Source organism: Microbacterium sp. zg-Y818 (assembly GCF_030246905.1).
In the GTDB taxonomy this organism is placed as follows: Bacteria; Actinomycetota; Actinomycetes; order Actinomycetales; family Microbacteriaceae; genus Microbacterium.
Map to the genome: position 1 here is coordinate 2,973,291 of NZ_CP126741.1, position 24,087 is coordinate 2,997,377.

A 24,087-nucleotide genomic window follows, 5' to 3' on the forward strand; every position below is an offset into this window, starting at 1 on the left:
GCGCAGGCGTCAGCGTTCGAGCACCACGGCGAGCCCCTGGCCGACGCCGATGCAGATCGCGGCGACCGCCACGCCCCCGCCGCGCCGCTTCAGCTCGTGCGCGGCGTGACCGATGATGCGACCGCCCGAGGCGCCGAGCGGATGACCGATCGCGAGGGCCCCGCCGTGGATGTTGAGCTTTGCGGGGTCGAGGTCGGGCCAGCCGGCCAGGCACGCGAGCGACTGCGACGCGAAGGCCTCGTTGAGCTCGACGACATCGACGTCCGCCCAGGTCTTGCCGGCCTTCGCGAGCGCCTTGTTCGCCGCCTCGATGGGGGCGATGGGGAAGTCATCGGGATCGACGCCGTGCGCGGCCCGCGCGGCGATGCGCGCGAGCGGCTCGCCCTGCACCGCACCCTCGGCGGCGAGCAGCACCGCTGAGGCGCCGTCGTTGATCGACGACGAGTTGCCCGCCGTCACGGTGCCATCGGCGGCGAACAGGGGGGTGAGCCCCGCGAGCTTGTCCACGGAGGTGTCCGAGCGGATCCCCTCATCGCGCGCGAGTTCTGCTCCGGCCACCTGCACGATCTCCGGATCGTAGACACCCGCCTCCCAGGCCTGGGCGGCCAGATGATGCGACCGCGCGGCGAAGGCATCCTGCGCGTCGCGGGAGATCCCCCATTCGCGGGCGATCTTCTCCGCCGATTCGCCGTTGCTGATCGTCCACGGCGTCGGCAGCGCCCGGTTGACCATGCGCCACCCGATCGAGGTGTTCCACATCGTCTGGTTGCCCACCGCCGGCCACGGCTTGGGGGATTTCTCCACGACGAACGGGGCGCGGCTCATCGACTCGACGCCGCCGGCGAGCACGACGTCGGCGTCTCCCGTCTCGATCGCCCGCGCGCCCTGGATGACCGCTTCGACCGACGACGCGCACAGCCGGTTGACGGTCACCCCGGTGACAGACGTGGGAAAGCCCGCCAGCAGCGCCGCGAACCGCGCGACGTTGCGGTTGTCCTCGCCCGCCTGGTTCGCGTCGCCGAAGATGACGTCCGCGATGCGGGCGGGGTCCAGCCCGGTGCGCTGCACGGTCGCTCGCATGACGACCGCGGCCAGGTCGTCGGGCCGTACCCCGGCCAGCGCGCCCCCGGCGCGGCCGAAGGGCGTGCGCACGGCGTCGTAGATGAATGCAGCGCTCATGAGCGTCCTTCCCCCCGGCCATCGGCCATCGCCAGCCCGGTGACCGCAGCGAGCCAGGCCACAGTGGTGTCGCCGAACAGCTCCCGCACGGCGAAGCCTGCGTCGGTGACGTCGAAGACGGCGTGATCGGTGTACACCCGCGTGACGCATGCGACCCCGGTGAGCGGGTACGTGCAGGACGACACGAGCTTGGGCTCGCCCTGCTTGGTAAGCAGATCGGTCATGACGTAGACGCTCTTCGCCCCGATCGCGAGGTCCATGGCTCCGCCGACGGCGGGGATCGCGCCCGGTGCGCCGGTGGACCAGTTGGCGAGGTCCCCCGACTGCGACACCTGGAACGCCCCCAGCACACAGACGTCGAGGTGACCCCCGCGCATCATCGCGAACGAGTCCGCGTGGTGGAAGTAGGCGGCACCGGCAAGCGCGGTCACCGGCTGCTTGCCCGCGTTGATCAGGTCGGGGTCGATGAGGTCGGACTCGGGCGCCCCGCCCATGCCCAGCAGCCCGTTCTCGGTGTGCAGGATGATCTCCTGGTCGGGCGACAGGTAGTTCGCCACGAGCGTCGGGGCGCCGATCCCGAGGTTGACGTACGCCCCCTCGGGGATGTCGGCGGCGATCCGTGCCGCAAGGGCGTCCCTCGTGAGACCGGTCATCGCCGACCCTCCGCCTCGTCGGCCCGCGGACGGCCCTCGACGTCGACGCCGCCCACGAACGCACCCCCGCGCAGCCAGGGCCGCCAGCCGACCGCGACGACGCGGTCGACGAAGATGCCGGGGGTGACGACCCGCTCCGGATCGATGTCGCCCAGCGGCACCACCTCATCCACCTGCGCGATCGTGGTCGTCGCAGCTGTGGCCATGATGGGGCCGAAGTTGCGTGCCGTCTCGCGGTACACGAGGTTCCCCCAGCGGTCGCCCTGCAGCGCGGAGATGAGCGCGAAGTCCGCGCGGATCGGATACTCCAGCACGTACTGCCGCCCGTCGATCTCGCGCTGCTCCTTGCCCTCGGCGAGTTGCGTGCCCACGCCTGTCGGGGTGAAGAACGCGCCGACGCCGGCGCCCGCGGCCCGGATGCGCTCGGCGAGATTGCCCTGGGGCACGAGTTCGAGTTCGATCCGGCCGGCGCGGTGCAGCTCGTCGAAGACCCAGGAGTCGTGCTGCCGCGGGAACGAGCACACGATGCGGCGCACCCGCCCCGCCGCCAGCAGCGCCGCGAGGCCGGTGTCACCGTTGCCGGCGTTGTTGTTGACGATCGTGAGGTCTGTGGCGCCCTGCGCGATGAGCGCGTCGATGAGCTCCACCGGCTGACCGGCCCGACCGAAGCCGCCGATCATGACCGTCGCGCCGTCCGGGATGCCGGCGACGGCGGCGACGACGTCGGGCACGGTCTTGTCGATCACTGCTGCCCCTCGTCGCCCGTGGCGCGCCCGTCCGCGACCTCTTCGCCGAACACCTCCGACGCGATGCGGAATGCGGTGTTGGCGGCGGGGACCCCGGAGTAGACCGCCGACTGCAGGATCACCTCTCGGATCTCGTCGACGGTGAGCCCGTTGCGCACCGCGGCGCGCAGGTGCATCGCGAGTTCCTCCTGATGGCCGTGCGCGATGAGCGAGGACAGCACGGCGATCGAGCGGGAGCGGCGGTCGAGGCCCGGCCGCGACCAGACGTCCCCCCAGGCGACGCGGGTGATGAAATCCTGCCAGTCGGCGGTCAGCTCCGTCGTCGCGGCGGTCGCCCGGTCGACGTGCTCATCCGACAGCACGGCGCGGCGCACCGTCATGCCGTTGTCGTAGCGCTCCTGGTCGCTCAGTCCCTCACCCCGCGGTCTGGTCATCGCGTCCCCTTGCTGTCGAAGAACTCCACGAGCACCCGGGCCATGTCTTCCGGCTGCTCGGCGGGCGGCAGATGCGCGGCATCCGCGATGCGCGCGATGCGGCCCTGCGGCACCCCGTCGGCGATCTCGCGGGCCTTGGCCTCGGGTGCGACGGCGTCGAATTCGCCCCACACCGCCAGCACCGGCGTCTCGATCCGGCCGAGCTCGGCGCGCACGTCGTATGCGGCCAGCGCTTCGCAACAGCGGGCGTACGACTCGTCGTCGGTGTCCTGCAGGGCGTGCAGCAGTCGGCCAGACAGCTCGGGCTCCCGCGCGACCGAGTCGGGGGCGAACCAGCGCTGCGCCGACGCGATGATGATGCTCGACGTGCTCTCGGTGCGCACCTTGGCGGCGCGGGCGTGCCACCCGTCCGCATCACCGAGCTGAGCACCCGAGGCGATGATGGCCGCCGCGCGCACGGCATCCGCATGCCGAAGCAGCAGCTCCAGCCCGGTCGCACCGCCCAGCGAGACTCCGGCGTAGAAGAACGGGGCGGTGGAGACCTCGCGCACGGCCGCGACGACCGCGTCGGCGAGGTCGGCGACGGTGAACGCGGCGGATGCCGGTGCCGACCGGCCGTGCCCCGGCAGATCCCACGTGAGCACCCGATGCCCCTCCGCGAGGGCCGGGATGGCCTTCTCCCAGAGGATGCCGGTGGTCCCCAGCGACGGCCCCAGCACCAGCAGCGGCGCAGCTTCGGGCCCGACGGGGGTGGACAGGGCGACGACAGGGCGGGTCACGACGGCTCCTCGGGGGACGCGGCACGGGAAACGGCGGCGTCGACGAGCGAATCGGCGAGGCCCAGGTAGCCTGCCGGGTCGAGCAGCTGGGCGACGTCGAGGTCGGCCCCCGCGGCACCGGCGGCGGCCGTCACGAGGTCGGCGAGCGGCTCGCCGGCGCCGGCACGGGCGAGGAGATCGGCCGTGGCATCGGTCCCGAGCAGCGGCGTCAGCACCAGGGCCACCCGCTCAGCGAGGATGAGCCCCTCGGTCATCGCGAGGTTGCGCGCGGCGGCCGACGGGGCGATTCGCAGACCCGCGACGAGGCCGGCCGTGGTCGCGGCCGCACCGCGACCGAGCCGCAGCAGCTCGCGCAGCGCCGGCCACTCGGCATGCCACGCGCCGTCGGGGCGCTCATCGACCGCGAGCGCGGCGGCGGTGTGGAGCGTGGCGGACAGGTGCGGTGCCCGCAGCGCCGCCGAGCGCACCAGCACGGCGGCGGCCGGGTTGCGCTTGTGCGGCATGGCGCTGGATCCGCCGCCCGACCCTTCGGCGAGTTCGCCGATCTCCGTTCGGCTGAGGGTGACGACGTCGCCCGCGATCACGCCCAGCGCATCGGTGGCCTGCGTGAGCGCATCGCCGAGTTCGGTGACCGGCCACCGGGTGGTGTGCCAGGGGGCGTCGGGCGCGGCGAGGCCGAGTTCCGCCGCGAACGCGCCGGGGAGCCCGCTCGCCGCGGCGACACCGCCGACCTCGACGAACGAGGCGAGCGTGCCGCCGGCGCCCCCCAGCTGTGCGGGGAGCTCACCGAGCACGCCGGCGAGCCGTGACCGGGCGCGGGTGATGCCACCCAGCCATGTCGCAAGGCGCAACCCGATCGTCGTCGGCACGGCGTGCTGCCCGAGGGTGCGCGCGACGGCCACGTCGCCGCGGTGCGCGGCGGCGCGCGCCGCGAGCTGCGACTCGATGGCCTCGAGGTCGGCCACGATCTGACCGCCGGCACGCCGGGCGGTGAACATGAGCGCGGAATCGACGATGTCCTGGCTCGTCGCGCCGCGGTGCACCCACTCGGCGGCCTCGGCGGGGACGCGCTGCTTCAGCGCCCCGACGAGCGGGATCACGGGATTGCCGCCGGCGCGGGCAGCGACGGCGAGGTCGGCGGCGGAGAGCCACGAGGTCTCTGGCAGGCCGGGCTCGTCAGGGGACGGCTGCGCCCCGAGCGCGTCGGCGATGGCGTCTGCCAGCACGCTGGGCGCGGCGCCGACCCGCGCCCAGGCGCGCGCGAGTGCGACCTCGGCCGCCACCAGCGCCGCGAGCACCGCGGCATCCGAGGTGTCCTGGTCGTACCCGGCCGTCACGGGCGAGAGCAGCCCGACATCGAACGGGACGGGTGCGTCAGAAGACAAGGAAGACGGTCTCCTTCTCCCCCTGCAGCCGGATGTCGTGGTGGAGGTTGCCGTCGGGGGTGCGCGACGCGATGAGCGTAGCGCGCTCGTCGGGTGCGAGCGAGCGCAGCAGCGGGTCGGCATCCAGCGCCGCCTGGTCGTCCGGCAGGTAGATGCGCGTGTGCAGCTTGTCGGGCAGGCCCCGGGCGTAGACGATCGCGGCGATGAAGGGCGCCTTGCCCGCTGCGGCGCCCGGGTTGCGCGTCCAGAACTCGTAGTGGCCCTCGTCGTCGGTGAAGGTGCGCCCGAAACCGGTGAACGTGTGGTCGTCGCGGCGAAACGCGCCGCGTGCGGTCGGGATGGTGCCGTCCTGGTCGGCGCCCCAGATCTCGACGAACGAGTCGGGGATCGGGTTGCCGTCCCCGTCGAACACCGTGCCGGCGAGCAGGATCGCCCCCGGCGAGTGCGGGAAGGCGACCTCGTGCATCTTGGCGTACTCGACGCCGTAGGCGAAGAAGGGACCAACGGTCTGGCCGGGGCTGGGGACGTGGGTGCGCTCGGGGACGGTCATGCGTCGTGCTCCTCCGGCTCGAACCACGTGGCATCCGGACCGTCGACGACGATGTCGAAGCGGTAGCCGGTTGACCACTCGGGTGATGTCAGGTCGTGGTCGTAGACGCCGACCAGGCGATCGCGGTCGCTCTGACGCCAGATCGTGTTGTAGATCGGGTCCAGGGCGAACAGCGGGTCTCCGGGGAAGTACATCTGCGTCACGAGGCGGTGCGTGAACGAGGATCCGAAGACCGAGAAATGGATGTGGGCCGGACGCCACGCGTTGACGTGGTTCTTCCACGGGTACGGACCAGGCTTGATCGTGGTGAACAGGTACTCGCCGGCGTCGTTCGTGATCGCACGGCCCGCACCGGTGAAGTTCGGGTCCAGCGGCGCCGGGTGCTGGTCGCGCTGGTGGATGTAGCGGCCGGCGGAATTGGCCTGCCAGATCTCGATGAGCTGGTTGCGCAGCGGGCGGCCCCAGGAGTCGCGCAGGGTGCCTCGCACCGTCATCCGCTCGCCGAGCGGCTCACCGGTGTGCTGCAGCGTGAGGTCGGACTCGATCGCCGCGACATCACGTTGCCCGAACGCGGGTGAGACCAGCTCGATCGTCTCGGGATCGACGAGCTTCGGGTTCTTCGTCGGGTGGCGCAGGATGGTGGAACGGTACGGCGGGAAGTCGCGCATCGTGGCCGGCAGGGCCTCGCCCGCCGCCTCACGCGCCGCGTATTCGCCGTGCCGATCGCGGATCTCACGGGTGATCTCGTCCTGCGTCACCTGGTCGGGCGAGGCGAGCAGCGTCTCGGGCGCGGCGGCTGTGGTCTCGGTCATGGGTCTCCTTCGACGCCGTGAAGTCAGCTCGTCCCATCGTCGCGCGCGTCGGCCGACACCGGAATTCATCTCCCATTGAACGAGAACCCCTCTCTGCGCATGTGCCACACTCGGGCCATGGCGAACTCCCCGTCCGGTGAATCGAGCATCGATCGGCTCGTGCGCATCCTCGAGACGTTCACCCCCACCCGCACCGTGCAGACGACGGCGGAGATCGGTCGCCGCGCGGGACTGCCGAGCTCGACGGCGCACCGCGTGGTGGGAGAGCTGGCCGCAGCCGGACTGCTCGAGCGTGACGAGAACCGCCGCGTGCGCGTCGGGATGCGCCTGTGGGAGCTGGCCACGCGGTCCTCATCGGCGCTGCGGCTGCGCCAAGCGGCGCTGCCCTTCATGGAACGCGTGCAGTCGCGTGTGCGAGAGCACACCCAGCTGGCCATCCTCGAGCAGGACGAGGCGCTGTTTCTGGAGCGCCTCAGCGGCGCCGAGTCCGGGGCGAACATCACGCGGGTGGCGGGGCGGCTTCCCCTTCACGCATCCAGCTCGGGGCTCGTGCTGCTGGCGTTCGGCGGCGCGGCGTTGCAGGAGCGGGTGCTCGCCGGCCCCCTGCTCGCGCTGACCCGCGAGACGCTGGTGGACCCGGCAGCCGTGCGCCGCAAGCTCGCCGAGGTGCGCACGCTCGGCCACGCGATCGCCCCGGGGTACATCGAGGACGTCTCCACCGGCATCGCCGTGCCGCTCCTGGACGAGACCGGCCACGTCGTCGCGGCACTGTCGGTGGTCGTGCCGCGCGGGGCGGAGTCGGAGTTCGCCGTCGTCGAGCTGCAGCGCGCGGCACGCGACATCGAGCGCTCCCTCGGGTACCGGCGGTAGCGCGACCGTCTCCCGTTGAACGGGACTGTGCCGGTGCGGATCCGCGCCCGGGCCCACGATGGGCTCTGTCATCCGCCGAAGGAGCCGTCATGACCACCACCGTCACGCGTACCCGCGTCGCCATCGTCGGGGCAGGTCCCGCCGGGCTCGTGCTTTCGCACCTGCTCGCCGAGGCGGGCATCGATTCCGTCGTCATCGACCAGCGCTCCCGCGAAGACATCGAGACCACGGTGCGTGCCGGCATCCTGGAGCAGGGCACGGTGGAGCTGCTGCGCCGCATCGATCCCGGCACACGCGTTGACACCGTCGGGCGACGCCACGACGGCATCGAGCTGTGGTTCGAGGGCGAGGGACATCGCATCGATTTCGCGGCGCTCGTGGGGCGGGGGGTGTGGCTGTACCCGCAGCACGAGGCGCTGAAGGATCTGCTCGCGCTGCGATTGGCGGCGGGGCAGGATCTGCGGTTCGGGGTGACCGCCTCGCACGTCGCGGGCATCGACACCGATCGGCCGCGAGTGGTGGCGACGGATGCCGCAGGCGGCGTGACCGAGATCGACGCGGACTTCGTGGTCGGCGCCGACGGCTCCCGCAGCGTCGTGCGCACGGCGGTCACGGGTGCTGCAGCGAGCGGGTACTTCCGCGAATACCCCTTCGCCTGGTTCGGCATCCTGTGCGAAGCGCCGCCGAGCTCCGCGGAGCTGATCTACTCGAACTCCGACCACGGCTTCGCCCTCATCAGCCAGCGCAGCCCCACGGTGCAGCGCATGTACTTCCAGTGCGACCCCGACGCCGACCCCGACGCGCCGTCGCAGGACCAGATCTGGGGGATGCTGCAGGAACGCGTGCCCGGAACGATGCTCGAACAGGGTCCGATCTTCCAGCGTGACGTGCTGCGGTTCCGCAGCTTCGTCGCGCGTGAACTGCTGCGCGGCCGGGCGGCGCTCGTCGGCGACGCGGCGCACACCGTGCCGCCGACCGGGGCCAAGGGGATGAACCTCGCCGTGGCCGACGTCGTGCTGCTCGCCGAGGCGCTCCGCGCCCTGCTGGTCGAAGCGGACGCGGGACTGATCGACACGTACGCCGAGCGGGCGCTGCGGCGCATCTGGAAGGCGCAGCACTTCTCGTGGTGGATGACGAACATGCTGCACGTGGCCCCCGATGCCGCCGACTTCGACCGACGGCGCCAGATCGGCGAGCTGCGCAGCGTGGTCGAGTCCGACGGCGGGCGCGCCTACCTCGCCGAGGCTTACACCGGCTGGCCGTTGGACCGCTGACCCCGGGAATCCGGCCCTCCGCCGTCGCCCCGGTATAGTCCCGTGTCCATGGGACCCGATCGCTCGCCGACACGACGCGACGCGTCGATCGGCCTGATCACGGCGTTCTTCCTGATCGCGGCGAACATGCGCCCGACGATCACCGCCGTCGGTCCCCTGCTCGCGCAGATCGGCGACGGCACGGGCCTCGCACCCGGCACGCTGGGGCTCCTCGCCTCGGTGCCGCTGGTCACCTGGGCGCTGTTCTCCCCGCTCGCGCACGACCTGTCGCACCGGTTCGGAATGTCCCGCGTCATGCTCGTCTCGCTCGTGCTGCTGGCCGTGGGCACGATCGTCCGCTCCCTCCCGGGACCGACGGCGAGCCTGTGGATCGGCGCCGCCCTCATCGGCATCGCCCTGGCGATCGTGAACGTGCTCATGCCCGCCATCGTCAAGCGGGAGTTCCCGCAGCGCATCGCGGCGATGACGGCGGTGTACTCGGCTCTGCTCGGGGGGTTCGGCGCGGTCGCGTCGGGAGCCGCCGTGCCGATCTCGCAGTGGCCGTGGCCGCAGGACCCCGCCGGATGGCGGTTCTCGCTGCTGGTCACCGGCGGCGCCCTGCTCCCCTTCGCGATCGCCGCGTGGGCATGGGCGGCGCGCGGCCCGGCGGGCGTCACCGCCCCCGCGCACACCCGGGGCAACGGCGGCAGGCGGCCGCCGACGGGCATCTGGACCGACCGCACAGCGTGGCTCGTCGCCGGGTACATGGGGACGCAGGCGTCGGTGTTCTACATGCTGGTCACGTGGCTCGCCCCGCTGTCGGTGTCGACCGGGCGCTCACCGATCGTCGCCGGGTTCGATGTGATGCTCTACCAGCTGTTCTCGATCGCCGGGTCGCTCATCCTCCCGCTGCTGCTGCGCCGCAGCGGCTTCCGCGCACGCGTCCCGGCGCTGATCCCGACCCTCGCGATCGCCGGCATCCTCGGGCTCATTGTCGCGCCGGGCCTCGTGGCACTGTGGGCGCCGTGTCTCGGTCTGTCGTCGGGGGCCTCGCTGGGCATGACCATGACGCTGATGGCCCAGCGCGCCCGCGACCACCACACTGCGGCGGCGCTGTCGGGCATGGCGCAGTCGGTGGGCTACCTGATCGCCGCGACCGGACCCGTCGTGTTCGGCTGGCTCCACGACCTCACGGGTGCCTGGTTCGCCTCCCTCGCGCTGCTGCTGGCGGTGCTCGCCGGCCAGTGCATCATCGGCGTCTTCGCCGGGCGAGAGCGCTTCGTGCTCGATCGCTGAGGCGGCGACCTCAGCCCGCGTCGACCGCGACGGGGTCCTCGGCGATGCCGCGCAGCAGCGCGGTGAGCTGTTCGCGCTCGTCAGGGTCGAGAGCACCGAAGCTCTCGGCCTCGGCGGCCTGCACGGCGGCGCGGGCAAGGCGGTGCGTCTCACGACCCGCGGCCGTCGCCACCACGACGTTGGCCCGGCGATCGTTGGGGTCGGACTCCCGGCGGGCGAGCGCACGCGATTCGAGGTCGTCCACGAGGGCGACGATCTGGCTGGGGTCCAGCCGCAGGAACTCCGACAGCTCCCGCTGGGTCGGCCGCGCCCCGTCGGCGACGAGCGAGAGCACCGAATAGGACCGCACCTTCAGCTCGTATCCGGCCAGCGCACGGTTGGCTCCAGCCACCGAGCGGGCGTTGGCGCGCGCGAGCAGAAACGCCATATCCCCACCGACGGAGGTTCCCCAGAGGCGCTCGATACCGGTCGGCGGCCGCCCGTGCTCGGGCGACGGAGAGGGGGAGGCCATGCCTGAATCCTATCCGGCCGATGCTGGACCTCTCAAATCATTGACACTTTCAATGATGTGGAGTTTCATGTGACGCAACCGAAGGAGCTTCAATGTCACTCGAAGGCAAAGTCGCCATCGTCACCGGATCGGGCCGCGGGCTGGGCCTGGCTTACGCACAGGAGCTGGCCCGCCAGGGCGCCGCGGTCGTGGTGAACGACGTGGCGGAGGACGTCGCGGCCCGGGCCGTGGCATCCATCGTCGACGCCGGGGGCCGGGCGACCGCCGTGGTGGCCGCGGTCGGCCCCACCCAGACGGCGCAGCAGCTCGTGAAGGCGGCCGTCGACACGTACGGGGGGCTGGACATCGTCGTGACGAATGCCGGGGTGCTGCGAGACACCGTGCTGTGGAAGATGAGCGATGACGACTTCGACGTCGTGATCGACGTGCATCTGCGCGGCACCTTCACCTGCGTGCGCGAAGCGGTGACCTACATGCGCGCCAACTCCGTCCCGGGGCGCGTCATCTGCATCGGCTCCCCCACCGGCCAGCGAGGCAACTTCGGGCAGACCAACTACGCCGCCGCCAAGGCGGGGATCGCCGGCATGGTGCGCACCTGGGCGCTCGAGTTGAAGAAGGCCGGGATCACCGCGAACACCGTCATCCCGGTCGCCGCCACCGCGATGACCGCCACGGTGCCGTACTTCGCCGCCGCAGTATCCGCCGACGCCGCCGGCGAGCAGATGCCGCCGTTCTTCCGCCACGACCTCGGCTTCGGCACAGCAGACGACGTCGCCGGACTCATCGCCTATCTGGCATCGGATGCCGCAGCGGGCATCACCGGCCAGGCCATCGGCGTCGGCGGCGATCGCCTGCAGGTGTGGTCGCACCCCGAGCCCGTCGTGACGGCGTACCGGGAGGGCGGCTGGACGTTCGATGCGCTCGTCGAATCGGGCGAGGTGCTGCTCGCCGGCAATCTGCAGGGCGTGGGCGAACAGTTCCCACCCCTGCCGGAAGAGCTCCAGCAGCCCGCACCCACCGCCTGACCCCGTCCCTTCGGGGCCGGCACACCCTCGCAACGGAGCGATGATGACCCGGTACAGTCCCGCGATCGACATCGATGCGATCACTGCGATCGATGTCCACGTGCACGTCGAGATCGACGCGCACGGACACTCGTCGCTGCCGGAGGACCTCACCGAGGCTGCGGCGAAGTACTTCGCCACCGACGGACCGAGCCCCGACCTCGACGCGATCGCGGCCTACTACCGCGAACGCCGGATGGCCGCGGTGGTGTTCACCGTGGATTCCGAGACCAACCTCGGCCACCCCGCGATCTCCAGTGCCGAGATCGCCGAGGGCGCGTCCCGCAACAACGACGTGCTCATCCCCTTCGGCTCCGTTGACCCGCGCAAGGGCGACGCGGCGATCACGCAGGCGCGCCGCCTCATCGAGGACAGCGGCGTGCGCGGGTTCAAGTTCCACCCCACCGTGCAAGGGTTCGACCCGTCGGATCCCGTGCACTTCCCGCTCTACGAGGTGCTGCAGGATGCCGGCGTCGTGGCGCTGTTCCACACCGGGCAGACCGGGATCGGCGCGGGGATGCCGGGCGGGCGGGGGTTCCGGCTGGGGCTGTCGAACCCGATGCTCCTCGACGTCGTGGCCGCCGAGCACCCCGATCTGCAGATCATCATGGCCCACCCCTCCGTGCCGTGGCAGGACGAAGCACTGTCGGTGGCGACCCACAAGCACAACACCTGGATCGACCTGTCGGGCTGGAGCCCCAAGTACTTTCCCGCCGAGCTCGTCCGCTACGCGAACTCGGTGCTCAAGCACCGCGTGCTGTTCGGATCGGACTTTCCGATGATCACCCCCGACCGGTGGATCCGCGACCTCGCGCACGCCGCGTTCAAGCCAGAGGCGCTGCCCGCGATCATGAAGGACAACGCCGTCCGGCTGCTGGGCCTCGGGGGTGACTCGTGACCATCGCCCCGACCGCGCTCGGCTACGACCCCTACGGGTTCGCAGAGACCCACCTGAGTTCTGCCGCCCGTGCGGTGCTGACCACGCTTGCGGCCGCGCTCGACCGTGACGTCACGCCGCTCATGCGCGACGCGTGGGAGACCGCGACCATGCCCGAGGGCGTGCTGGGCGTGCTCATTCCGCTGGATCTCATGAACCCCGCCGGGGTGGACGAGCGGGAGGCGACATCGTCGATGTTCTCCGGGTTCCGCACCCTGGTGCTCGCCCGTGCGGACGTCTCCGTCGCCACGCTCTACAACGCCCAGTCCGGCCTCTTCCGCGCCACCGTCGCCCTCGGCGGATCGCGCGAACAGTCGGCGCGCCTGGACGGCGCCATCCGCTCGTTCGGCCTGAAAGGCGTCTTCGCGCTGACCGAACCCGACCACGGATCCGACATCGCCGGGGGGCTGGCCACCACCGCCCGCCGAGACGGCGACACCTGGATCATCGACGGCGCGAAGCGGTGGATCGGCGGCGCGGCATCCGCGGACGTGCTGGCGGTGTTCGCCCGCGACGTGGCCGACGACGACGTGAAGGCCTTCCTCGTGCCCCGCACCGCCGCGGGGGTGAGCATCCGCAACATCGACGGCAAGGTCTCGCTCCGCCCGATGCAGAACGGCGTCATCGACCTCGACGGCGTGCGCGTGAGCGAGGAGGACCGGCTGCAGGGGATCGATTCGTGGCGTGACGTCACCGCGATCCTGCGCACGATGCGCTCGGACGTCGCGTGGATCGCCGCAGGGCTGCAGTCCGGTTCGCTGGAGGCGGCCGTGCGCTACGTCACCGAGCGCGAGCAGTTCGGCCGACCCATCGGCGGGTTCCAGCTGGTGCAGGAGAAGCTCGCCCGCATGCTCGGCAACACGGTCGCCTCCCTGGGCATGGCCGTACAGCTGTCGGCCCGCCAGGACGCCGGGGCGTACGACGACGTGAACTCGGCGCTGGCGAAGCTTCAGACCGCACGCCTGGCGCGTGAGACGGTCGCCCTCGGCCGCGAGGTGCTCGGGGGCAACGGCATCCTCCTCGAGCACGACGTCGCGAGATTCTTCGCCGATGCCGAAGCCGTGTACTCGTACGAGGGCACGCACGAGATCAATTCCCTCATCGTCGGCCGTGGCCTCACCGGCCTGTCCGCATTCGTCTGAACCGACCCCAGGAGCGCCCTATGACCACCACCGTCGCCTACGCCGATCTGCCCTCGCTCGTGGGCACCGACCTCGGATACTCCGATTGGCTCGACATCACGCAGGAGCGCGTCGACACGTTCGCCGACGCGACCGGCGACCACCAGTGGATCCACACCGACCCCGAGCGCGCGAAGGACGGCCCGTTCGGCGCCCCGATCGCCCACGGGTTCCTCACGCTGTCGCTGCTTATTCCGCTCTGGAGCGAGCTGCTCGAGGTCGAGGGGGCGGGCACGAAGGTCAATTACGGCCTCGACAAGGTGCGCTTCGTCTCCCCCGTCCCGGTCGGCTCCCGCATCCGCTTGACGGGCACGATCGCCGACATCACCGAAGTCGGCGGCGGCTACCAGCTGGTCGTCGACATCACGATCGAGACCGAGGGCGGCGCCAAGCCCGCCGTCGTGGCCCGCAGCCTGCAGCGCCTGTACGCCGCCTGAACAGGCACCCCCGAACACCGCAGGACAGAACACCGCACACCGCACAACCGAACACCGCATGACCGAGCAGTGTCGCTGTACCCGCCGCCCGCGGCGGTTCCGCACCATCCGTCAGTCACAAGGGAGTTTCTCCAGATGCGCAATCTACGAATCACAGCCGTCGCCGTACTGGCGACCGCCGGCCTGCTGCTGACCGCCTGTTCCGGGGGCGGGTCGCTCGACGGCGAGGCCGCCGATCCCGGCGCCGACAGCGAGGGCACGGCCGAACTCATCCCCGTGACCGTCGGCCTCATCCCCATCGCGGCTGCCGCCGCCGTGCAGATGGGCATCGACGACGGCCTGTTCGAGGAGCAGGGCCTGGACGTCACCGTGCAGATCGGCCAGGGAGGCGCGGCACTGCTGCCCGCCGTCTCCAGCGGCGACATCGAGTTCGCCGTGGGCAACCCGCTGTCCGTGCTGGTCGCCGCCAGCCAGGGTCTGGACATGAACATCATCGCCGGGTACTCCAGCGTCGACGTTCCGCCGGACATGCTGCCCACCGGCGTGATCGTGAAGGAGGACTCCGGCATCACGACCTGGAAGGACCTCGAGGGCAAGAAGGTCGCCGTCAACGCCTTCAACACGCAGGGCGACCTGGCCATCATGGAGTCGGTCGCCATGGACGGCGGAGACCCGACCGCGGTGGAGTTCACCGAGATCGCCTTCCCCGACCAGCAGCCTCAGCTCGAACAGGGCAACATCGACGCCTCGTGGGTGCCGGAGCCGTTCGTGGGTGCCGCGCTCGCCACCGACGGCCTCATGCTGCTCGGTGAGCCCATGGGCAACGCCATCCCCGGATTGGCGTCGATGGTGACGTTCACCTCTGCGAAATTCGCAGAGGAGAACCCCGACGTCGTCGAGAAGTTCCGTGCCGGCATCGCGGCATCGCTCGACGCGGCGATGGCCGACACCGACGCCTACCGCGACGTGATCGCCACCTTCACCGGCATGGATCCCGCAGTGGTCGAGAAGATCAACCTCGAGCACCTCTCCGCCGACCTCGACGAGAGCATCATCGAGGACCTCAGCGCGCTCGCCCTGAAGTACCAGTTCCTCGAGCAGGAGCCGGACCTCGAGCAGGTCCTGCTGCTGAACTGACCGCGTCGGCCCGCCGCCCTCCCGGCGGCGGGCCGGCACGGCACCGAACCCGCCGTTCGAAAGAGGCCGTCGTGCACAATCAAGGCATCGGAACGTGGATCACCCGCCGCAGCATGCGTTCGATGGACGACGTCGCGATCTCGTTCCGCGACGAGTCGCTCGGCTACCGTTCTCTCGCCCAACGCATCCGGCGCCTGGCCGTGGCCCTCGCCGACCGAGGCGTATCGGCCGGGGACCGCGTCGCCTACCTCGGCAACAACCACCCGTCCTTCCTGGAATCGCTGTTCGCCACCGCCACGCTCGGCGCGATCTTCGTGCCGCTCAACTCCCGTCTCGCCGCGCCGGAGATCGAGTTCGCGCTCGAGGACTCCGGCGCGACCACCCTGATCCTTCACGCCGACCTGCGCGACCTCGCCCGCGCCGGCGCCTGGTCCACCGGTGTCACCCGGCGCATCATCGTCGCCGGCGACTCCTATCCCGCCGTCGAGTCGTACGACGAGGTCCTCACCTCGGGTGCGGACGTCGAGCTCGATGTGCCCGTCACCCTCGACGACCCGGCCCTCATCCTCTACACCTCCGGCACCACCGGGCACCCGAAGGGCGCCGTGCTCACCCACGGCAACCTCACGTGGAACTGCTTCAACGCGATCGTCGACTACGGCGTCCACGCCGCCGAGCGCGTGCTGCTGATCTCGCCGCTGTTCCACGTCGCCTCCCTCAGCATGGGGGCGCTTCCCGTGCTGCTGCAGGGCGGCCGGGTGATCCTGCACGAGAAATTCGACCCGGCTCACGTCTTGAAGACGGTGGCAGCCGAGCGGGTGACGATGCTGGCGGGCGTTCCCACGACCTTCCAGATGCTCCAGGAGCACCCCGACTGGGACACGACCGACATCAGCAGCCTGCAGCACCTGACCTGTGGCGGCTCCACCATGCCCGAGCGGATGCTCGAGGCGTACGAACAGCGCGGCCTATCGTTCTCCTGCGGTTACGGCATGACCGAGACCTCCCCTGGTGCGACGGCGATGCCGCCGCGGATGTCGAAGGCGAAGATGGGCTCCGCCGGCATCCGCCACTTCTTCACCGACGTGAAGATCGTCGACGAGCACGGCGCGGATGCCCCCGTCGGCGCGGTGGGTGAGATCTGGGTGAGCGGCCCGAACGTCATCACCGAATACTGGCGCCGCCCCGAGGCCACCGCGGCCGCCTTCGTCGGCGGCTGGTTCCGCTCCGGCGACCTCGGCACCATGGACGACGAGGGCTATCTGCGGATCTCGGACCGGCTCAAGGACATGATCATCTCGGGTGGGGAGAACATCTACTCCGCAGAGGTGGAGAGCATCATCATGGAGATCCCCGAGATCTCGTCCGTCGCGCTCATCGGGGTCGCCGATGAGAGATGGGGGGAGGTGCCGCTGGCCGTGGTGAGCCTGAAGGGCGGCGCGCACCTGCCCGCAGACGCCATCGCGCAGCACCTGAACGGCCGACTGGCCAAGTACAAGATCCCCCAGCACGTGGTCTTCACCGACGAACTGCCGCGCACCGCGAGCGGAAAGGTGCGCAAGGCCGACCTGCGCGCCCGCTACGGCTCCGGCACCCCGCTCAACTGAACCGGCCACGAGGAGATCGACGATGAGCATCGCAGCACCCGACGAAGCGACGGTGACCCGCACCGTCGCGATCGCGAAAGCGCGCGCCCGACGCCGGTTCTCCCCTCGCAAGGCGCTGCTCGGCATCGCCGGCATCGTGCTCTTCTTGGCGATCTGGGAGCTCGCCTCGCGCACGGGACTCGTCGACGCGAGGTATCTCCCGCCTCCGACTGTGGTGATCCCGCATCTGTTCCAGGTCGCCACCTTCCCCGATTTCTGGGTCGCCGTCGGCGACACGCTGCTGGCGTGGGGGGTGGGCTTGCTCATCGCCCTGGTGCTTGCGAGCGTGCTGGGCGTCGTGATCGGGTTGTCGCCGTTCCTGCGCCGTGCGACGAACTCGACGGTGGAGTTCCTGCGCCCGATCCCCTCGGTGGCCCTCATCCCCCTTGCCGTGCTGCTGTTCGGCATCCGCTTCGAGGCGACGCTGCTGCTCGTGGTCTACGCGGCGTTCTGGCAGATCTTCATCCAGGTGCTCTACGGCGTCGCCGACGTCGATCAGGTGGCCATGAGCACGGGTCGCAGCTATGGGTTCTCACGCTGGCAGCTGGTCACCGGGATCGTGTTCCCCACGACCCTCCCGTACCTCATGACGGGAGTGCGCCTGGCATCGGCGATCGCGCTCATCCTGGCGGTCACGGCGCAGCTCGTCATCGGCACGCCCGGCCTGGGCAACGAGATCGCCTTCGCCCAGAACGCCGGCAACTACAACACGATGTACGCGCTGATGATCGCGACCGGGCTGCTGGGTGTGCTGATCAATCTGGGGGCCCGAGCGCTCGAGCGCCGGCTGCTGTCGTGGCACACGTCGGTACGAGGCGAGGTGCCGGCATGAGAAAGGTCCTCGTCGGGGTCGCCTTCACCCTGGGGCTGCCCGCGATCCTCGTCACCGTCTGGTGGATCAGCACCATCGTCTCGCCGAGTTTCTTCGTCCCCGAGCCGGCCGAGCTGATCGGCGAGTTCTTCACACTGTGGTTCGGCCCGCGCTTCTGGGCCGACGTGGTGCCGAGCGTCGGCCGTTTCGCCGCCGGGGTGGCCGTCGCCATCGTCGCGGGCATGCTGCTGGGCATCGTCATCGGCTTGAACCGCACCCTGCGGGCGCTGACCGAACCCCTGTTCGAGTTCTTCCGCGCGCTGCCCGCACCCGTGCTGGTGCCGCCGCTGCTGCTGATCATCGGCCCGAACGATGCCATGAAGATCGTCGTGATCGCGATCGGCGCGGTCTGGCCGGTGCTGCTGAACACGGTGGAGGGTGTGCGCGCCGCCGACCCCGTGCAGAACGACACCAGCCGTTCCTACGGCATCTCGGGGTTCAACCGGGTGCGCTACCAGGTGCTCCCCTCGGCGGCGCCGCAGATCCTCGCCGGAGTGCGCCAGAGTCTGCCGATCGGACTCATCCTCATGGTGATCTCGGAGATGTTCGCGCCCACCGGCGGTCTGGGAGCTGCCATCATCCGCTTCCAGCGCACGTTCGCGATCCCCGAGATGTGGTCGGGCATCCTGCTGCTGGGAATCCTGGGCTTCCTCGTCGCGGTGATCTTCCGCTTCGTGGAACGCCGCATCCTCCGCTGGTACTACGGACTGAAGGACATCGAGAATGCTGGCTGATCCCGCCGCCCCACTGAACACCGTCTCGTACGGCCGCACCCTGCCCGCGGCGGACACCCTGCTGTCGGTGCGCAACCTGAAGAAGGTGTACACCACCGACGGCGGCGACATCGAGGCCGTCCGCGATCTCACCTTCGACCTCGGCAAGAACGAGCTGACGTGCCTCGTGGGCCCGTCGGGCTCGGGAAAGACGACGCTGCTCAAGTGCATCGCCGGACTGCTCGCCCCGACGTCGGGCGAGGTGCTGCTCGACGGCAAGAAGGTCACCGCCCCGCCGAAGAAGATGGCCGTCGTCTTCCAGGAGTACGGGCGCTCCCTCTTCCCCTGGCTGCGCGTGGCCGAGAACGTCGAACTGCCGCTGAAGAACGCCGGCATGGGCAAGGAGCAGCGCCGGGCACTCGTCGACGAGGCACTGGCGAATGTTGGGCTGGACCACGTCCCGCGGTCGTATCCGTGGCAGCTCTCCGGCGGCATGCAGCAGCGGGTGGCCATCGCCCGCGCCATCGCCTACCAGCCCGAAGTGCTGCTCATGGACGAGCCGTTCGCCGCCGTCGACGCGCAGACCCGAGCAGACCTGGAGGACCTCGTGCGGGGCGTGCGCAAGACCCTCGGGCTGTCGGTGCTCTTCGTCACGCACGACATCGACGAGTCGGTGTACCTCGGTGAGCGGGTCATCATGCTCTCCAGCTCTCCGACCATCGTGCAGGAGGACCTCATCGTCGACCTGCCAGAAGTGCGCGACCAGCTCGAGACACGATCGATGCCACGCTTCACCGAGCTGCGCCACCACGTGTACGAGCAGATCCAGCTGGCCAAGAAGGGGTTCCGTCCCGACATCGCGACCCGCGCATGAGCCCTCCGCGCCCCGTGCAGCGCACCGCGGGGCGCATCGACCCCGGCCTCATGCTCGCGCTGGGCTTCGTCTCGATGGCGGGGTCGCTCTCGACGGACGTGTACCTGCCGGCGTTCCCGCAGATCGCGGCGGCGTTCGACGTCGAGGCATCCGCCGTTCAGCTGACGATGACGGCGTTCCTCGTCGGCTCGGCCGCGGGACAGCTGGTGATCGGGGCGTTCTCGGATGCCCTCGGGCGGCGGCGCACCCTCCTCGCCGCACTCGCGGTGTTCACCGTCTGCGCGTACCTCGCCGCAGCCGCCCCCACGCTCGGAGCGCTCATCACCGTGCGAGCCGTGCAGGGATTCGCGGGATCGGCGGGGGCGGTGCTGGGTCGGGCGATCGTGTCGGACCTGGCCGACCGGCAGCGAGCGGTGCGCGCATTCAGTCTGCTGTGGGCCATGATCGCGCTGGGACCGGCGATCGCCGCCCCGCTCGGCGGCTGGCTCGCCCAGACCGGGGGCTGGCGCGCCGCGCTCGTGGGCGTCGCGGTGCTGGCCACCGCAATGCTGCTCGTGGCGTCCCTCGTCATCCCCGAGAGCCTGCCCGCACCGCGGCGGCATCCGTTCACCCTCGCGGCGATCGGCGGCAACGTCGGGCGGCTGCTGCACGACGGCGCGTTCGTCGGCTTCGCGATCGCGTTCGGGCTGGGGTACGGCACCCTCATCGTGTACATCAGCTCGTCGTCGTTCATCGTTCAGGACATCTTCGGCGCGACCCCGCTCGGCTACTCGCTGACCTTCTCGTTCACCGGGCTGTGCATCATGTCGGGCGCGTGGCTCAGCGGCCGGGTCGCCCCGCGCGTCGGCACCGGCCGCACCCTGCTGATCGGCCAGCTGATGCAGGTGGGCGCGGCGGGCGCATCCGGGGTGCTGGCGATCTCGGGAACCCTCACCCTCGCCGCGTACCTGCCGCTCATGGGCGTCTTCGCGGCCGGATGCGGCACCGTCATGTCCGCCGCCTCCGCCATCGCTGTCGGGCGCGCAGCGCGCACGGCGGGCACCGGCTCGGCGCTGATCGGGTTCAGCCAGTTCGCCTTCGGCGCGCTCGCCTCGCCCCTCGGCGGGCTCGCAGGCACCGACACCGCCGTGCCGGCATTTCTCTCGATGACGGTTCTCACGCTGCTGGCGATGGGCGCAGCCTCGGTCGGTCGTATCCTGGAGCGCCGCGACCTCGCGTGAGCTCGCCGCATGCCGTTGATCGACGCGGCCTGGGGCAGCAGAATCGACCTGATCGATCGGCAGGGGCGCTACCGTGCGCCGACACAGAGAGGTGAATGTCGACATGACCGCAGATGCCATCACGACCGGAGCGCGAACAGGCCTGTACATCGGGGGTCGGGAGCGCTTCACCGACGAGACCCTGACGATCGTCGACCCGGCAAAGCCCGGCGTCGTCGTGGGAGAGGCCGCGTCCGCCTCGGCCGCCGACGTCGCAGATGCCGTCGCGGCCGCCAAGACCGCACATCCCGCCTGGGACGCGCTGGGCGCCAAGGAGCGCGCGCGCATCATGGCCGAAGCAATCGTCGGCATCGCGGACGAGCGTGACGAGGACGCCGCCATCCTGTCCCAGGAGAACGGCAAGGTGCGCTTCGAGGCGTGGGTCGACGCCCTCGTGTTCGAGCTGCGCTGGAACCTCGCCCTCATGCTCGCCGATGAGGTCGAGACGCCGAGGACCCTGCCGGTCATCCCCGGGGCCATCCCGGTGTCCACCGAGGTGTCGTACCAGTCTCTCGGCGTCGTCACGGTGATCGTGCCCTTCAACTGGCCCATCGCGATCCTCGGCGCCTCCTTGCCGCACGCACTGCTGGCCGGCAACACCGTGATCGTGAAGCCGCCGCCCTCGGCCCCGCTCGCGACGACGCGGGTGACCCAGCGACTCGCCGAGAAGCTGCCCGCCGGCGTGCTCAACGTCGTGACGGGCGACAATGACAACGCCGCCGGCCTCATCCAGAACACCGATGTGGCCAAAGTCTCCTTCACCGGCTCGGTGGCGGGCGGAAAGCGCGTGATGGAGATGGCGTCGAAGACCCTCACCCGCGTCATGCTCGAACTCGGCGGCAACGACGCCGCCATCTTCCTGGAGGACGCCGTCATCGACGACGTGCACCTCGATCGGCTCTTCGCCGCCGTGTACGACACGACGGGGCAGATCTGCATGAACGCCAAGCGGGTGTACGTGCACCGCTCGCGGCTGGACGAGGTCGTCGCCGGCCTCACCGCCCGGCTCGAGAAGGTCGTGCTCGGCCATGGCCTCGACGCCGGCACCACGATGGGTCCGCTGCACCAGCCGGCCCAGAAGGCGTTCGTCGAGGAGATCATCGCCGAGGCGAAGGATGCCGGCGCCGACGTGCGCGAGTTCGGCGACCTCCCCGGCGGAGACCTGGCGGGCGGCAACTTCCTGCGCCCCGCGCTGGTCGTCGACCCGCCGCTGCACCTGCGCGTGGTCACCCAGGAGCAGTTCGGCCCCGTAATCCCGCTCATTCCGTTCGACACCGAGGACGAAGCCGTGCGCCTGGCGAACGACACCTGGGCGGGCTTGGGCGGGTCGGTCTGGACCGCGAGCCCCGAGGCCGCCCACCGCGTGGGCAGCGCACTGCAGTGCGGCTACGTCTGGGTCAACGACCACGGCGCCACGCGCCTCGACCTGCGCGCGCCCTTCGGCGGCATGAAGCAGTCGGGAATGGGCCGGGAGCAGGGGATCGACGGCGTCCGCGCCTTCCAGGACACCCGCTCGATCGCCACGATCGATCCGCAGGCCCTGGCGGCGATGGCTCACTGAGCCGACGCGCATGAAGGCGGGGCCCGGTCATGACGACCGGGCCCCGCCTTCATGCGTCCACTCCCGCAGACATACCTCTTGTCATTACCTATCGCCATAGGTACTCTGCTCTCGGAGGCGCAACGTCGCCCCTCCCCCTGAGAGCGGAAAGGACCTCGATCAGTGGCCCAGACTTCCCCTGCGGCGGATCACTCCGCAGCCCTGCGTCTGCTCGACGGCTTCTCGGTGGAGATGACCGGCAAAGACATCCCCGCCCTCGAAGAAGCCCGTCACACGATTCCCGCCGGCACCAAGATCAATGTCACCTTCCTCGGCAACGAGGATCTGGAGATGCGGGTCGCCGCCGCACAGGCCGTGAGAGAGCGGGGCTTCGTGCCCGTGCCCCACATCTCCGCCCGGCGGCTGGCGTCCGAGGCCCAGCTCGAGGAGTTCCTCCAACGCTTGCAGGACGTCGGCGCCGCCGAGCACGTCTTCGTCGTCGGCGGCGACCCTGCCGAACCCGAGGGCCCCTATGCCGACTCGCTCTCCGTGATCCGCTCCGGCATCCTCCAGCGCTACGGCGTCACCGAGGTCTCGATCGCCGGCTACCCCGAAGGCCACCCGGACATCCCCGAGGAGGTGCTCTGGCGCCACCTCGAGGACAAATCGGCGGCACTTCGGGAGCAGGGGCTGGGTGCGGTCATCCTCACCCAGTTCGCCTTCGACAGCGACGCGGTGGCCGACTGGGTGCACCGCGTGCGCGAGCGCGGCATCAACGCCGAGCTGCGCATCGGCACCCCGGGCCCGGCCGGCATCAAGCGGCTGATCGGATTCGCCCGTCGGTTCGGCGTGGGGGCGAACGCGATGATCGTGAAGAAGTACGGGTTCTCGCTGACCAACCTCATGGGCACCGCCGGGCCCGACCGGTTCGTCACGAACCTCGCCGACCTGATCGCGCGCGACCCCGCCGCGGGAACGGTCAAGCTGCACTTCTACACGTTCGGCGGCCTGCAGGCCACCGCGCAGTGGGTGCAGGACTACCTCGACGATCGATCCTGACGGGACGCGGTCATGTCCCTGCACCCGGCATCGCTGCGTGATCACGCGTGCCTCATCACGCACGGCCCGGACCAGCCCGGACTGGTCGCGGCGACCACCGCGCTGGTCGCCCGCAACAACGGCAACATCGTCACGCTGGATCAGTACTCCGACAACCCCGAGGGCGGCGCCTTCTTCCAGCGGCTGGTGTTCCACCGCCCTGGCCTCGCAGGGGCGATGCCACAGATCCGGGCCGACTTGGATGCCACTCTCACCCCGTACGGCATGACCTGGCAGCTCACCGATCAGTCGGTGCCCAAGCGCATGGCGATCCTCGCCTCCATGAGCGACCACTGCCTGCTCGAGCTTCTCTGGCGCCACCGCCGGGGTGAGCTGAACGTCACGATCCCGATGGTCATCTCCAACCACACCACCAGCGCCGACTCCGTGCGCTCCTTCGGCGTGCCCTTCTTCCACGTCCCCTCCAGCGGAGAGGACAAATCCGCCGCCGAGGCGCAGATCGCCCAGCTCCTGGCGGGCAATGTCGACGTCGTCGTTCTGGCGCGGTACATGCAGATCCTCTCCGACCGGTTCCTCACGGAGGTGGGCGTGCCGATCATCAACATCCACCATTCGTTCCTGCCCGCCTTCATCGGCGCCAGCCCGTACAAGAAGGCGAAGGAACGTGGCGTCAAGCTCATCGGCGCGACCTCCCACTACGTGACCCGAGACCTCGACGAGGGCCCCATCATCGAGCAGGACGTCGCCCGCGTGACGCACGCCATGAGTGCGACCGATCTGCAGGCCCGGGGCGCGTACGTCGAACGCGCCGTGCTGTCGCGCGCCGTGCAGTGGCACACCGAGGACCGCGTCATCCGGCACGGCAACCAGACCATCGTCTTCGCCTGACACGGATGCCTCG

25 protein-coding genes are annotated in these 24,087 nt (G+C 70.4%); 16 read left to right on the forward strand and 9 right to left on the reverse strand.

Annotated elements, in window-relative coordinates:
- Window positions 1-9: 9 nt before the first annotated feature.
- From QNO21_RS14040 to pcaH, 8 genes are read right to left on the reverse strand one after another with little or no spacing between them, the layout of a single operon-like run.
- The gene (locus tag QNO21_RS14040) at window positions 10-1,179 is read right to left on the reverse strand and encodes a thiolase family protein (RefSeq protein WP_257518459.1); all 1,170 of its coding nucleotides are present in this window, start codon (window positions 1,177-1,179) and stop codon (window positions 10-12) included.
- On the reverse strand, window positions 1,176-1,832 hold the full coding sequence (locus tag QNO21_RS14045) for a 3-oxoacid CoA-transferase subunit B (protein WP_257513626.1): 657 nt from the start codon (window positions 1,830-1,832) through the stop codon (window positions 1,176-1,178). The genes QNO21_RS14040 and QNO21_RS14045 overlap by 4 nt, the downstream gene beginning before the upstream one ends.
- Entirely contained in the window at window positions 1,829-2,578 is a 750-nt protein-coding gene (locus tag QNO21_RS14050) for a 3-oxoacid CoA-transferase subunit A (protein WP_257518460.1), read from the reverse strand. Before QNO21_RS14050 ends, QNO21_RS14045 begins: the two co-directional genes overlap by 4 nt.
- Window positions 2,575-3,012 (reverse strand): 4-carboxymuconolactone decarboxylase, encoded by a 438-nt coding sequence (gene pcaC, locus QNO21_RS14055; protein WP_257518461.1) that lies wholly within the window; start codon window positions 3,010-3,012, stop codon window positions 2,575-2,577. Before pcaC ends, QNO21_RS14050 begins: the two co-directional genes overlap by 4 nt.
- Window positions 3,009-3,791, reverse strand: coding sequence for an alpha/beta fold hydrolase (locus QNO21_RS14060; RefSeq protein ID WP_257518462.1), 783 nt, complete (start codon window positions 3,789-3,791; stop codon window positions 3,009-3,011). The genes pcaC and QNO21_RS14060 overlap by 4 nt, the downstream gene beginning before the upstream one ends.
- Complete coding sequence (locus QNO21_RS14065; RefSeq protein WP_257518463.1) at window positions 3,788-5,176, reverse strand: lyase family protein; 1,389 nt, start codon at window positions 5,174-5,176, stop codon at window positions 3,788-3,790. Before QNO21_RS14065 ends, QNO21_RS14060 begins: the two co-directional genes overlap by 4 nt.
- Window positions 5,166-5,726, reverse strand: a complete 561-nt coding sequence (gene pcaG / locus QNO21_RS14070; protein WP_257518464.1) for a protocatechuate 3,4-dioxygenase subunit alpha — start codon at window positions 5,724-5,726, stop codon at window positions 5,166-5,168. The genes QNO21_RS14065 and pcaG overlap by 11 nt, the downstream gene beginning before the upstream one ends.
- Entirely contained in the window at window positions 5,723-6,538 is an 816-nt protein-coding gene (pcaH, locus tag QNO21_RS14075; RefSeq protein ID WP_257518465.1) for a protocatechuate 3,4-dioxygenase subunit beta, read from the reverse strand. Before pcaH ends, pcaG begins: the two co-directional genes overlap by 4 nt.
- A gap of 117 nt (window positions 6,539-6,655) precedes the next feature.
- Between pcaH and QNO21_RS14080 the strand changes: the two genes are divergently transcribed.
- The 3 genes from QNO21_RS14080 to QNO21_RS14090 all read left to right on the forward strand — a co-directional run bounded on the left by QNO21_RS14080 (window position 6,656) and on the right by QNO21_RS14090 (window position 9,957).
- Window positions 6,656-7,408, forward strand: a complete 753-nt coding sequence (locus tag QNO21_RS14080; RefSeq protein WP_257513619.1) for an IclR family transcriptional regulator — start codon at window positions 6,656-6,658, stop codon at window positions 7,406-7,408.
- 89 nt (window positions 7,409-7,497) lie between these two features.
- Entirely contained in the window at window positions 7,498-8,682 is a 1,185-nt protein-coding gene (locus QNO21_RS14085) for a 4-hydroxybenzoate 3-monooxygenase (protein ID WP_257518466.1), read from the forward strand.
- Window positions 8,683-8,730: 48 nt separating this feature from the next.
- Window positions 8,731-9,957, forward strand: coding sequence for an MFS transporter (locus tag QNO21_RS14090; protein ID WP_257518467.1), 1,227 nt, complete (start codon window positions 8,731-8,733; stop codon window positions 9,955-9,957).
- A 10-nt stretch (window positions 9,958-9,967) separates the two neighbouring features.
- On the opposite strand, the gene QNO21_RS14095 is transcribed toward QNO21_RS14090, so the two are convergent.
- Complete coding sequence (locus tag QNO21_RS14095) at window positions 9,968-10,468, reverse strand: MarR family winged helix-turn-helix transcriptional regulator (protein WP_257513616.1); 501 nt, start codon at window positions 10,466-10,468, stop codon at window positions 9,968-9,970.
- A gap of 92 nt (window positions 10,469-10,560) precedes the next feature.
- Here QNO21_RS14095 and QNO21_RS14100 point away from each other — a divergent pair, with 92 nt between their 5' ends.
- The 13 genes from QNO21_RS14100 to purU all read left to right on the forward strand — a co-directional run bounded on the left by QNO21_RS14100 (window position 10,561) and on the right by purU (window position 24,074).
- The gene (locus QNO21_RS14100) at window positions 10,561-11,493 is read left to right on the forward strand and encodes an SDR family oxidoreductase (RefSeq protein ID WP_257513615.1); all 933 of its coding nucleotides are present in this window, start codon (window positions 10,561-10,563) and stop codon (window positions 11,491-11,493) included.
- Window positions 11,494-11,536: 43 nt separating this feature from the next.
- Complete coding sequence (locus QNO21_RS14105) at window positions 11,537-12,430, forward strand: amidohydrolase family protein (protein WP_257518468.1); 894 nt, start codon at window positions 11,537-11,539, stop codon at window positions 12,428-12,430.
- Window positions 12,427-13,611: an acyl-CoA dehydrogenase family protein gene (locus tag QNO21_RS14110; RefSeq protein ID WP_257518469.1), complete on the forward strand. Its 1,185-nt coding sequence runs from the start codon at window positions 12,427-12,429 to the stop codon at window positions 13,609-13,611. Before QNO21_RS14105 ends, QNO21_RS14110 begins: the two co-directional genes overlap by 4 nt.
- 20 nt (window positions 13,612-13,631) lie before the next feature.
- Window positions 13,632-14,087, forward strand: coding sequence for a MaoC family dehydratase (locus tag QNO21_RS14115; RefSeq protein ID WP_257518471.1), 456 nt, complete (start codon window positions 13,632-13,634; stop codon window positions 14,085-14,087).
- A 135-nt stretch (window positions 14,088-14,222) separates the two neighbouring features.
- Complete coding sequence (locus tag QNO21_RS14120; protein ID WP_257513611.1) at window positions 14,223-15,224, forward strand: ABC transporter substrate-binding protein; 1,002 nt, start codon at window positions 14,223-14,225, stop codon at window positions 15,222-15,224.
- A 71-nt stretch (window positions 15,225-15,295) separates the two neighbouring features.
- Window positions 15,296-16,831 (forward strand): acyl-CoA synthetase, encoded by a 1,536-nt coding sequence (locus QNO21_RS14125; protein WP_257518472.1) that lies wholly within the window; start codon window positions 15,296-15,298, stop codon window positions 16,829-16,831.
- A gap of 22 nt (window positions 16,832-16,853) precedes the next feature.
- On the forward strand, window positions 16,854-17,702 hold the full coding sequence (locus QNO21_RS14130) for an ABC transporter permease (RefSeq protein ID WP_257513609.1): 849 nt from the start codon (window positions 16,854-16,856) through the stop codon (window positions 17,700-17,702).
- On the forward strand, window positions 17,699-18,475 hold the full coding sequence (locus QNO21_RS14135) for an ABC transporter permease (RefSeq protein ID WP_257518473.1): 777 nt from the start codon (window positions 17,699-17,701) through the stop codon (window positions 18,473-18,475). Before QNO21_RS14130 ends, QNO21_RS14135 begins: the two co-directional genes overlap by 4 nt.
- On the forward strand, window positions 18,465-19,328 hold the full coding sequence (locus QNO21_RS14140) for an ABC transporter ATP-binding protein (RefSeq protein WP_257513607.1): 864 nt from the start codon (window positions 18,465-18,467) through the stop codon (window positions 19,326-19,328). The genes QNO21_RS14135 and QNO21_RS14140 overlap by 11 nt, the downstream gene beginning before the upstream one ends.
- Window positions 19,325-20,548 carry a multidrug effflux MFS transporter gene (locus QNO21_RS14145; RefSeq protein WP_257518474.1) on the forward strand — a complete coding sequence of 408 codons (1,224 nt, stop codon included), beginning with the start codon at window positions 19,325-19,327 and terminating at the stop codon, window positions 20,546-20,548. Before QNO21_RS14140 ends, QNO21_RS14145 begins: the two co-directional genes overlap by 4 nt.
- A gap of 103 nt (window positions 20,549-20,651) precedes the next feature.
- Window positions 20,652-22,148 carry an aldehyde dehydrogenase family protein gene (locus tag QNO21_RS14150; protein ID WP_257513605.1) on the forward strand — a complete coding sequence of 499 codons (1,497 nt, stop codon included), beginning with the start codon at window positions 20,652-20,654 and terminating at the stop codon, window positions 22,146-22,148.
- A 231-nt stretch (window positions 22,149-22,379) separates the two neighbouring features.
- Window positions 22,380-23,186, forward strand: a complete 807-nt coding sequence (locus QNO21_RS14155; protein ID WP_257518649.1) for a methylenetetrahydrofolate reductase — start codon at window positions 22,380-22,382, stop codon at window positions 23,184-23,186.
- A 12-nt stretch (window positions 23,187-23,198) separates the two neighbouring features.
- Window positions 23,199-24,074, forward strand: a complete 876-nt coding sequence (purU, locus tag QNO21_RS14160) for a formyltetrahydrofolate deformylase (RefSeq protein WP_257513604.1) — start codon at window positions 23,199-23,201, stop codon at window positions 24,072-24,074.
- Window positions 24,075-24,087: the final 13 nt, after the last annotated feature.